Source organism: Edwardsiella ictaluri ATCC 33202 (genome assembly GCF_000264785.1).
In the GTDB taxonomy this organism is placed as follows: domain Bacteria; phylum Pseudomonadota; class Gammaproteobacteria; order Enterobacterales; family Enterobacteriaceae; genus Edwardsiella; species Edwardsiella ictaluri.
This window is the reverse complement of sequence record NZ_AFJI01000016.1, coordinates 1-9,869: the sequence shown is the minus strand read 5'-3', so window position 1 is coordinate 9,869 and position 9,869 is coordinate 1. Positions and strand designations below refer to the sequence as shown.

At 45.2% G+C, this 9,869-nt stretch carries 6 protein-coding genes and 7 pseudogenes; 8 read left to right on the top strand and 5 right to left on the bottom strand.

The window, feature by feature from the left end:
• Positions 1 to 32: 32 nt before the first annotated feature.
• Positions 33 to 596, bottom strand: coding sequence for a hypothetical protein (locus EIEH_RS01620; RefSeq protein WP_015870872.1), 564 nt, complete (start codon positions 594 to 596; stop codon positions 33 to 35).
• 580 nt (positions 597 to 1,176) lie between these two features.
• Positions 1,177 to 1,398: pseudogene (locus EIEH_RS17155) on the bottom strand (IS1 family transposase); the annotation flags it as partial.
• A 164-nt stretch (positions 1,399 to 1,562) separates the two neighbouring features.
• Here EIEH_RS17155 and EIEH_RS17150 point away from each other — a divergent pair.
• The 3 genes and pseudogenes from EIEH_RS17150 to EIEH_RS18750 form a co-directional block, all read left to right on the top strand.
• Positions 1,563 to 1,691: pseudogene (locus EIEH_RS17150) on the top strand (IS5/IS1182 family transposase); the annotation flags it as partial.
• 179 nt (positions 1,692 to 1,870) lie between these two features.
• Positions 1,871 to 2,950, top strand: a complete 1,080-nt coding sequence (locus EIEH_RS01615) for a hypothetical protein (RefSeq protein WP_015870868.1) — start codon at positions 1,871 to 1,873, stop codon at positions 2,948 to 2,950.
• A 113-nt stretch (positions 2,951 to 3,063) separates the two neighbouring features.
• Positions 3,064 to 3,225: pseudogene (locus EIEH_RS18750) on the top strand (IS630 family transposase); the annotation flags it as partial.
• A 93-nt stretch (positions 3,226 to 3,318) separates the two neighbouring features.
• On the opposite strand, the pseudogene EIEH_RS17140 reads toward EIEH_RS18750, so the two are convergent.
• Positions 3,319 to 3,540: pseudogene (locus tag EIEH_RS17140) on the bottom strand (IS1 family transposase); the annotation flags it as partial.
• A 435-nt stretch (positions 3,541 to 3,975) separates the two neighbouring features.
• On the opposite strand from EIEH_RS17140, the gene EIEH_RS01605 reads away from it, so the two are divergent.
• The gene (locus EIEH_RS01605) at positions 3,976 to 4,806 is read left to right on the top strand and encodes a hypothetical protein (protein ID WP_050977385.1); all 831 of its coding nucleotides are present in this window, start codon (positions 3,976 to 3,978) and stop codon (positions 4,804 to 4,806) included.
• A 67-nt stretch (positions 4,807 to 4,873) separates the two neighbouring features.
• Here the strand turns inward: EIEH_RS01605 and EIEH_RS01600 are convergent, their stop codons facing one another.
• Both EIEH_RS01600 and EIEH_RS19925 read right to left on the bottom strand, forming a co-directional pair.
• Positions 4,874 to 5,314: an SgcJ/EcaC family oxidoreductase gene (locus tag EIEH_RS01600; protein WP_015870865.1), complete on the bottom strand. Its 441-nt coding sequence runs from the start codon at positions 5,312 to 5,314 to the stop codon at positions 4,874 to 4,876.
• Between the two features lie 373 nt (positions 5,315 to 5,687).
• Positions 5,688 to 6,384: pseudogene (locus EIEH_RS19925) on the bottom strand (IS1 family transposase).
• A 56-nt stretch (positions 6,385 to 6,440) separates the two neighbouring features.
• Between EIEH_RS19925 and EIEH_RS18745 the strand changes: the two are divergent.
• From EIEH_RS18745 to EIEH_RS17125, 4 genes and pseudogenes are all read left to right on the top strand, one after another.
• Positions 6,441 to 6,612, top strand: a pseudogene (locus EIEH_RS18745) (IS3 family transposase); the annotation flags it as partial.
• Positions 6,613 to 7,095: 483 nt separating this feature from the next.
• Positions 7,096 to 7,659, top strand: a complete 564-nt coding sequence (locus EIEH_RS18320; RefSeq protein WP_015870862.1) for a putative adhesin — start codon at positions 7,096 to 7,098, stop codon at positions 7,657 to 7,659.
• Between the two features lie 127 nt (positions 7,660 to 7,786).
• Positions 7,787 to 8,591, top strand: a pseudogene (locus tag EIEH_RS18315) (IS5 family transposase).
• Positions 8,592 to 8,619: 28 nt separating this feature from the next.
• Positions 8,620 to 9,813: an anthrax toxin-like adenylyl cyclase domain-containing protein gene (locus EIEH_RS17125; RefSeq protein ID WP_015870859.1), complete on the top strand. Its 1,194-nt coding sequence runs from the start codon at positions 8,620 to 8,622 to the stop codon at positions 9,811 to 9,813.
• The last annotated feature ends 56 nt before the right edge of the window (positions 9,814 to 9,869 follow it).

Here is a 9,869-nt window from a genome sequence, read left to right as displayed (position 1 = left end):
GAATTTAATGATTAAAGCGTGATCAAATCAAATCAACCCAAATCAACCGCGAAAACCACCGGCGTGGTAAAGCTGACGCTGCTGCCGGCATCATAGCCATCACCGCTTACTTTCGCGTACAGGCCGAGGCTGATGGGACGATCGCTGCCATCGCCGACAACGTCAATGGCGTTTGCGCTGCCCACCTTGAGCGCCGCATTGTTGAGGGTGATCAGGATCTGGTTATTCGTAGGTGCGCCCAGAGCGTCCCGCAAAGCCAGCTGACGGCTCCCCTTAAACCCGACGGCGATGGGAGCAGAGGCCAGATAGGCGCTGATACCGTTAATGACGCTATCGGATTGGATATTAAAGGTGACGGGGGAAGTGGTGGTCAATGTCAGCGTGTTGTCGGTTGAATCAACCGCGGTGGTAAGCGTCTGGGGGGCGGGAATATAATCGGCCCCCAGGGCATCCGTGAACCGCCAGTCGGCGGCTAACCTCTGGGCGGGAATGGTCCCCTGCCAGGTAAAGGTCAGCTGACCGTTAGTGACCGCGGCAGAGGCATACAGGGGGGCAGCCAACAGTGCGGCTAAAGCCAGTTTTTTTGTGAAAGACATTTTGTCTACTCCATATTTAGCACTTGGATAATATCAATTGATCTACTGATGATTTTATTCACGGCAACCTTCGACGTTATTCAAACGTTCGTTTTAAGGCTCGACAAGGCTAAACTGGGCAGGTGTACTGATACTGATATTATTAGACCAATAAAGTCAGTATGATATATTAAATTATTCGCATTATATCAGCAGACGAAAATCATTGCCATATCTGCCGACGCACAACCCCTATCCAATTGATCATTAACAGATATAATCTTTTTAATCATCAAGCCACCGGGGGTATTAATGCCATCCTTCTCCATAACCATGGTATTTCTGATATAGAATTAAAATCTATATATTTTTATTTTTAATATTTCGCATTCATTACGCCAGAACAATCCATCAAACAGGCGCAGAATAAATAAGCGCGATACCCCATTCAGCATGACAAAAATACCCATGCGTTTGATAGCGGTATGAGAATACCAGAGACAATATCGATTGATAGTCATTTGTGGCCTATTCCGCCAACGCCTGTTGCGTACTCTGGCCGGTAGCGCCGCCGATGAGTCGGACAGAGGCTTTTCGATAACGCACCAGTGACTTTTTCGTGGAGCGCGATGGCGCGTGAGAAGCCAATGCGCTTCCGGGCCAGCCGCTTAATGCGGGTACGCAGCATCAGGCTGTTACGCTCACTGTGCTGCGTGAATATTGTTCCTGTTAACGGCTTACCCCACGGAACTTCCCGTATAGGGTTCCCCCAATCATCGCGGGTGATCATGCCGATGTTAAACGCCGTCAGCCACACCAGCAGGCCCGATATCTCTCATCGGTGATGACGTGGAATAAGAGCCGCTAACAAAACCGAGTTGATTCGAATAACATCAATCCCCATATAGTAGGCATGACACGAAAAATTATCAGTAAGCAGCTCTGGAAATCCTTACCGCCACTTCTGCCGCCCCAACAGCCTTCGTCACTCATGGGTGGTTAGCGGGTTTTGGCAAGCTGCGTGTTCGTTTCAAACGGCGGCTGGATACCCATATTGCATTGCTGACGCTGGCTTGTACTGTTATCTGCTTGCGCTTTGTTGAACAGTTTTGTTAGCGGATCTAAGTTGGATGCATTACCTAATCGTTTTATGATACCTTGTATCAGAGCTGGCTTTGGCTAAGTGAGCTGCAATATATGGTCTCCTTGCTACTGGATGTATGGAAAATGGATCTTCCTCCCTTTTGGCTCACATAGAGAGTCTGATCACTTTACCATTCAACTAGGATATAGCTATGGAAACACGATTTAACTTACCTACCCATACTGTCGAAAGCTTCATAAGTACTGAGCAGTTCAGCGACATTCGAAAGAATAAACAGGAATGTATCTTGCAGTTGTCAGATGGGTCCTACAAAATCAGCTGGCATCAGAATCATCCCCACGTTGATAGCAGTGATAACGGGATCCTTACTGGCATCAAAAACTTATTTGCTTATTTTTTTTCTGGCGAAACCTGCGCAGGCCGATTGCAGAACACGTTGGAGATTCCTGGCAAGGCAATCTTCATTCCAAACCCGACAATAGACATGCTCGAGTTGACCTGTTACGAGAATCAAATAATGATGAACAAAGGGAAAGACATGATACCTCTGATAGTAAACAGCAAGGCAGACGTCGATAAGCTTGAAGTGGCCAGAGCGCAATTACTTGAAATACTTAATAAAGATTTAAAGGATGTAGATAGCCATGAAAACAGAAAAAAAATATCAGCATTGCAAAACACAAAAATACTAGAAAAATCAGTCCTAAAAAATATTAGGGGTGACGATAAGCTTTATATATTGGGCCATGGACACGTCGCTGGGGAGTATATTGGGAATGAAAGGTTTGACGTAAACTATCTAAGCCATTTATATAGTTGCAGCCAGCAAAGTCATACTTCTCCTGCCTGTAAAGCAGACATTGAATGCAGCCTCGAGAAGGATGAGTATTCAACTCCAGAAGCCGTCGCAAAATCATTGAAAGGATTCGTTCCTCGTGACTTTTCTCGATTTTACACACTGACCTGCCACAGCGGTGAAGCCAGGCGCCCTATTTCGCTATCAGATGAAGATCTAAAAAAGGCAGCTCAGCCCGACTTGGAAGGAGATGGAAAATTGGCCTATGCACATAGGTTTTTTAATGCGTTACATAGCGAAGGTTTTACTCAACCTCAAGTCACTGGTTATATCGGTGCCGTCTGCATTACTCCTAATGATAACAAGCACACCTGTGAAGTCACTCTGGCTGATGGATCATTGCATGATGACATTCCGAGAAGTGATTTGAAACACGTGTTTTCCCATGAAGTTCATGACGTTAATAAAAAATAATTACTCTGCCCAAATAGCTGCGCGGAATAGTAGATCACTTTGAGGGAATTCAGCCTGGATTGTGCGATCTGATCAATCGCTAAACCAATCAAAATCACCAACCGGACTGAGCGATGCCGATCATAGCGCCCATTCCCCGAACTGGCCGGCGCTTGATGCAGAAAACTATCCATAAAACGCGTGACAAAAATCATGCCCGCAGGCTGACCGCCATACTGATGCTGCATCGGGGCGACCGTGTCAGCGACGTTGCCGGAACGCTCTGCTGCGCCCGCGATTGATAGTCATTTGTGGCCTATTCCGCCAACGCCTGTTGCGTACTCTGGCCGGTAGCGCCGCCGATGAGTCGGACAGAGGCTTTTCGATAACGCACCAGTGACTTTTTCGTGGAGCGCGATGGCGCGTGAGAAGCCAATGCGCTTCCGGGCCAGCCGCTTAATGCGGGTACGCAGCGTCAGGCTGTTACGCTCACTGTGCTGCGTGAATATTGTTCCTGTTAACGGCTTACCCCACGGAACTTCCCGTATAGGGCTCCCCCAATCATCGCGGGTGATCATGCCGATGTTAAACGCCGTCAACCACACCAGCAGGCCCGATATCTCTCATCGGTGACGACGTGGAATACATAGATTTTATGCTGTCAGCTCAATGTGGTGCCCCACCCCGGCGACCAAAAATCATGGAGTCGGCATGTGTAGGAAACACGTTTACTGAAACTCTTAATTTTTTCCACCAGAAATAGCGCCCAAAAACAGCATGATTCACTGTTATTCAACCAAGCCCGGCAGGATATCAAAAAGCCAACCTTTTGACAGGATTACCCCTTTATCGTGACATCCACATTGCCAATATCAATGCGGATGGTGCGTTGTGGCAAAAAGCGGTTCTATTGCACACGATATAAACCATCGGATTCAGGAAATCCCTATTCTAAAACATAATGCTGAGTGGTTTTTCGATAGAAAAAGCCAGAGTGATAATATATCTATAACTTATCTTTAATATCAAGTGAGGTGTTTATGCCTATGCCACCCATCGCAGGTGTCTCACCAGGAGCGTGTGACTTTGTAGACTTTAACGAAGAAACTCCGCTCCTGACGTCCGATCATCAGAGGTTTGACAACGTGGTTAATGAGCCACAGCACATGGGCTTTAGCGCATGGCTCCAATCCTTTATTCATCGGCTGTTGGGCATCTTCGGTGAAAAAATGTCTCCGGGGGAGTTAACGACGGGGTTGGACAAAATTTTTTCTGAGGATAAAGGGTGGGAGCATAAAGGATCTTTCCAGGTCGGAGGAGCTGAGCGCACCGCTTTCAGGGTCAAAGTCTGTGGGGGGGATACCCATGTCGTTTGTGCCACCGCGCATGATCTAAAAGAGTCTGGCACGACTGCGGCACAGTTGGCGGGTGGCCGATCCGTTTCCGACACCCTCAGAGATCTCACTGCAGCATATCCGACAGGTTCCGTGAAGGCCTTGATCCCTATCGCTCAGAGCAACCCCTATGGTCCATTTGGCCCGCGGGGGCATTTTACCTTGCTGGAGGTGAACATCACTGACGGCGTTGCGCAAAGAGCCATCCTGCATGATTCTAAAGGGGGGTTTGTGGATTATTTTTACGGTGGCGCAGAGCGTTTAACCGAGATCTTTCGGCAGGAAGGTCTGGCGCATGCTGGCTCTGATTTTACTGTGGAGGTTGAGCACCGTGGGGAGCAGTCGCTGTTGAATGGTAAGGATTGTGGCCGTTTTGCATCCTACTACGCGGCTCAGATTGCTCAGCATGGAAGCCTGCAAGAGGCCAGCAGAGAGGGGGCCGAGACCTTTTTTGCTGCCAATTTTGGTCAAGGTAATCGATAGAGATGTGGCTGCCACTGGCCAGTCCAGCCGTATGGACTGGCAAGAGGGGGCGGTGCTGATCAGGGCCCTACGGCATCACCGATGAGTGGTGTGTTGATATTTTCCACGCGTTACCGTCCCAAGCATAGGTAAATGTATAGCGAGCCGAGATTTTACTGTTATCTGCAAAGGTGAAGGTATAGGTTCCTGTGTCTATAGCATGATTACAGCCAATTTTTATCGTGCGATTATCTATCTTCCCATGGGGCTTTTTCTCCAGGAACCGCTTGAAATATGTAATGCGATCGTCTTGAGTCAGCTTGGTTTTGCTAGAGACGGTGGGGAGTAATACTGCATCAGTTAAATAGTTATCGGTGACCTTTTGAGGATCGCCGCTTTGTAGCGAGTTATTCCACTGGTCAAATAGCGCAGCGATTTGTGCCGGATCGGTTTTAACGCATTGCAGCGGTGCCGCGAATGAAACGTTATATATCAAGGTCAGGGCGCAGGCCATAACGTATTTTTTCATCACAGTTACTCCTTTCATATTATGGGTTACGTTTAAAGCAACATCAAGTTACAACTCAGCGTTCATGAACGGATGGTCACCTAAGCATAGACCAGTTTTTAAACATGTGGATAGATAGATAAAGATAATATGCATGCCGAATAACGGCGTTTATTTCTTAAAATAAATCACCTCATAAAAATTAAGTGTATTCATTATAAACCTTGCCATCACAACAAATAACAGCAAATAAAAACCGGCTATCGCCATTATAGCGAATAATATTATAGCGATTTAAATGATTTTTAAATGATTGGTTGTTTTCAGCGTATTTTTCAATATGGATCTGCGATTTTGGGTTTGGCGGCAGCGTCAGGGGGGCTAATGCGTCCAATTAGTAGAGCATGTGTTTTTCGATAAAAGCTTCGATGACTTTTTCGTGGATCTCATCGCGCGTAAGAAGCAGATTGTTTTACGGGCAAGCCGCTCAATGCGGGTGCGGAGCGTCAGGTTATTACGTTCAATGCGTTGGGTGAATATTTTTCCGATCAGATGCTTATCCTTCAGCACCTCCCGGCCATCGCCGCCCCAGTCGTCGCGGGTGTTCATCCCAATGTTTAATGGCATGCGCAGTACCTGTAGCTCCCGGCAGCTTTCATCGGTTCTGGGACCCCAAAAGTGTAGGCCAATACACCACCTGTTTTGGTGTTGTACGCGTACCAGAACCAGTTCCGCCAGGCTTTACTGCCCACGAAGATCCATTGCTCATCGAGTTCGCAGATAAGATCCACATCAGTATGGGCGACGGGTGAAGACGTTATTCGTTTTGGCACGCGTTTTTTAAAGTCCGAATAACGGTGTTAATGCCAATTTTCAGTGTTCTGGCGGTATCGCGTACCCCGGCACCCTTGAAGGCCATTTCAGTGATCTGCTCTTTAATACCCGGTTTACGGACTCCATAGGCGTAAGTAAGCTGAAAGACGCGGTGGCAGCCACGGCAGCGAAACCGGTCATGAGCCTTTAGGGTTCTAACCATGGCGATAAACCTGAGCAGACCGACCACGGGGACAATGAACGTTAACGCTGGCCATGCAATCACCTAAAAAGACAGCATTATACATCAGATTCAACCAATTGGATGCATTACCAATCGTTCTTCAGTTCGCAAAAAAAGAGCGTATCAGAAAACGCCTCTATAAAACATGGAGGCTGGCCCGGGCGGATATCTTCGCGTTCATTGAACCTTTTATAACCGGACCCGCCGCCACCATCACCGTGGCGGCGTCAGTCCGGAAGCCTTTGAACAGGCCTCGTCGTGAGGACAGAATTTGTCTATGGTTTTGGGGGCAGTCCACCGTTCAGGCTTAAAGTTGATTTTTGTTAGGGATTTGTTGAATAAACGGATTTTATGCTGTTATCACAATGTAGAGACTAACCCAAGCGAAGAAAAATAATTATAGTTGGAGCATGTAGGGTAACACGTTTCCTGAGCCTCTTGGTTTTTCCAAGAAAATATAGCTCCAGCAAACCGCATGATTCATTATCATTCAATATAGGATTTTATTAGATACAAATAGGAGAGCACATGAAATTGCCTATACTAACATCGTTTGCTCGTCCATCACAAAGGAGCCATGCATATAAAATTAATAACAAAACAACGGATAACTTATGGTCAAGCATAAGAAGTATAGTTAATTCATCAGTGGCAATGGATAGAAAACCAAGAGTCCTGAATCATAATGGTATAAGCATAAGCCAGACAGGCTTTGCGAAACAATTTTTATTATGACACATGGTGGATGGAAAAAATTGAAAGAGATTCAACCATGTTTCATCGTCAATCCGGAGATGGATGGACATCTGTTCCCAATGGAACACGTATAGATTTTTATATCAAACATAAGAATTTCACAAAAGGCCCAACTGTTCTTGCTGAAGTAAATAAACGACCACATGATGTTCTTAATGGTCTAGAACCACGCATCGGCTTCAGTGATACAGACATAGAGCTATTGGCCAGAAGTCGTGATATGTCAACCTCTGACATTAAAGATGAAATGATGAAATGGGCCACATATAGGAAAGCATATATCACCAATGGCGCCACGGTCAAAAACTATGCATTGTATCATCATGAACAAACAGATTCTCTCATAGATCAGCATCAAAATGAATCAGAAAATAAAGAAGTAGATATTGCATTTGTAACTGACAAAAAGCATTTATCTGAGGTTTTCGACGCAATAGAAAAAACAGGTGTAAAATATGAAGTTATTCACTTTGGTGCTTGTCGGGTTAACCGGGATGGTAATGCAACCACAAGCTTAGATAAGCATGATTCCAAAAAACAGTTGAAACTGTAACATTGCCTTTTTTTGATATATTCACTGCACCACCGGAGACAGGAAAATTATGGACGAGAAGAAACTTAGAACTTATCCCAGAAGGGATTTCCGAATGTCGTAACTGATAATGTCTGAAGGCGAAAATATGACAGGAAGCCAGTGGCGGATCAGCGATGAATTCTGGGAAAAAATGGCACCGCTTATCCCTGAGCACAAAACCAATCATCCACTCGGCACGCACCGGAAACGCGTTGATAACCGTGCCGCAATGGATGCCATCTTCTTCGTCCTCAGAACCGGATGCCAGTGGAACGCACTGAATGCCACAGGAATATGTTCATCGAGTTCTGCACACCGGTGCTTCCGGGAGTGGCGCAATGCAGAAGTCTTCGGACGCTTCTGGCAAAACGGATTGCTGGTCTGTGAACATTTGGACGGCATTGACTGGTCCTGGTTATCGATGGACGACTGTATGACCAAATCACTGTTGTCAGGAACAAAAAAACAGGCCACAATCCCACAGACAGAGGGAGACAAGGCGTAAAGCGCAGTCTGATGACTGATGCCAACGGACTTCCTCTGTCGCTGGTTGTCGCAGCAGCCAACACACATGATATCAAGCTGGTTGCGGATACACGCGATGCGCTTCAGACGGAACCTCCGGGGCAAAGAATCAGGCTCTGCCTGGGCAAAGGGTACGGTGCGGGCAGGCTGAAAACAGACCTGCGAGCCGTCATTACGAGCCGCACCTCCAGTCCCGTAAAGAGGAATCAGAAGCCAGTAAAACCACAGAACTCAAGGTCCATCGCTGGGTCGTCGAGAGGACGCATAGCCGGATGAATTGCTTTCGCCGGTTAATGACCCGATGGGAAAAAAAGTCTGAAAATTACGAGGCCATGCTGCATTTTACCTGTGGTCTTATTGTCTGGAATAAAGTCCTATTGAAATAGGCTCTAAATCTATTTATGAGTGTTCGACATGAAAATCGGATATGACCTTTCAGTAGTACTTCCTTGTCAGTACAGTAAGGAATTCGCAAAAAATAATGATCGGATTAGTTGCGATGACGAGATGCAAATATTAATAAATTCCATTAAGGATAATACAGGGATAGCACATGAACATTTATTACCACTTCAACGTCTAGCTAATGAAATAAATTGCATTATATCTTTCCGCCCCGTAGATAATTTGGCAACTGAGTTAATCGAATCAGGATATCCAACTAAAGGGTTTCATATTAAAGGGAAAAGTGCATCTTGGGGGCCTCAAACAGGATTTATCTGTGAGGAACAACGCTTTAGTAAGCTGGAAGATGCACCTGTTGAATGTATAGACAATTTCAATCAACAAGTAAAACAATGTATAAGTGAAAGACATGCTTTTTCTGTGGATTTGACGATAAACAAAAAACGGCTTAATACATTATTTGAAAAAGGGGTTATTGATGATATTTCTGTTGAAAACACTAATGGAGTCCGTACTTTTAAAGCTCAAGGACCCAGCGGCAAATATTACTTTTTTGAAGCAAGAAAAATATTAGACTCTAATGAGGAAGATTATCTTATATTAAATGAGAATAAACCGATTAGAGTCTTAGCACCGGAAATGAGTTCTAAGGCATTCACTGCTGACTACGACCTGTTTATAGCTTCTCCACATATCAGTGATTTTGGCTCACAAGATAACTTACTTATTCCTGATGTTGCACATAAAGTATTTCAGCATCGAGTGAACTCGTATCATAAAGAACTAACAACTAATCATGAGCTAATGCAAGACTATTCTAACGCCGATAGTTTCTATAAGAACGAAGATCCTGATATTGGTAATGCATCAGCACGTGTCCGAATATTGATAGATTTAATTAATGCAACATTGGTCGGAGACGGTGAGAGGCTTGTGCATCATAGTATGGATTGTATCAACCCTGCCACGGATTTGTCACTTAGTTATCCCGCAACCTTTGCATTGCCGATAAAAATAGGCCGATTTGATAAATTGTGCATTATTAACAACAATGATGAATTAAAAGAACTAATAAACGATGCCAGGAGTTCAGGATACTATATTAAAATAAATCCACTATGGGAAAAGGAACTGGGTAAAATAGATTCTCAGAGATTTAAGGATGCGAAGGTTAAATTAGATCCGTTAACAAAACCGAGTTGATTCGAATAACATCAATCCCCACATAGCAGGCATGACACGAAAAATCATCAGTAAGG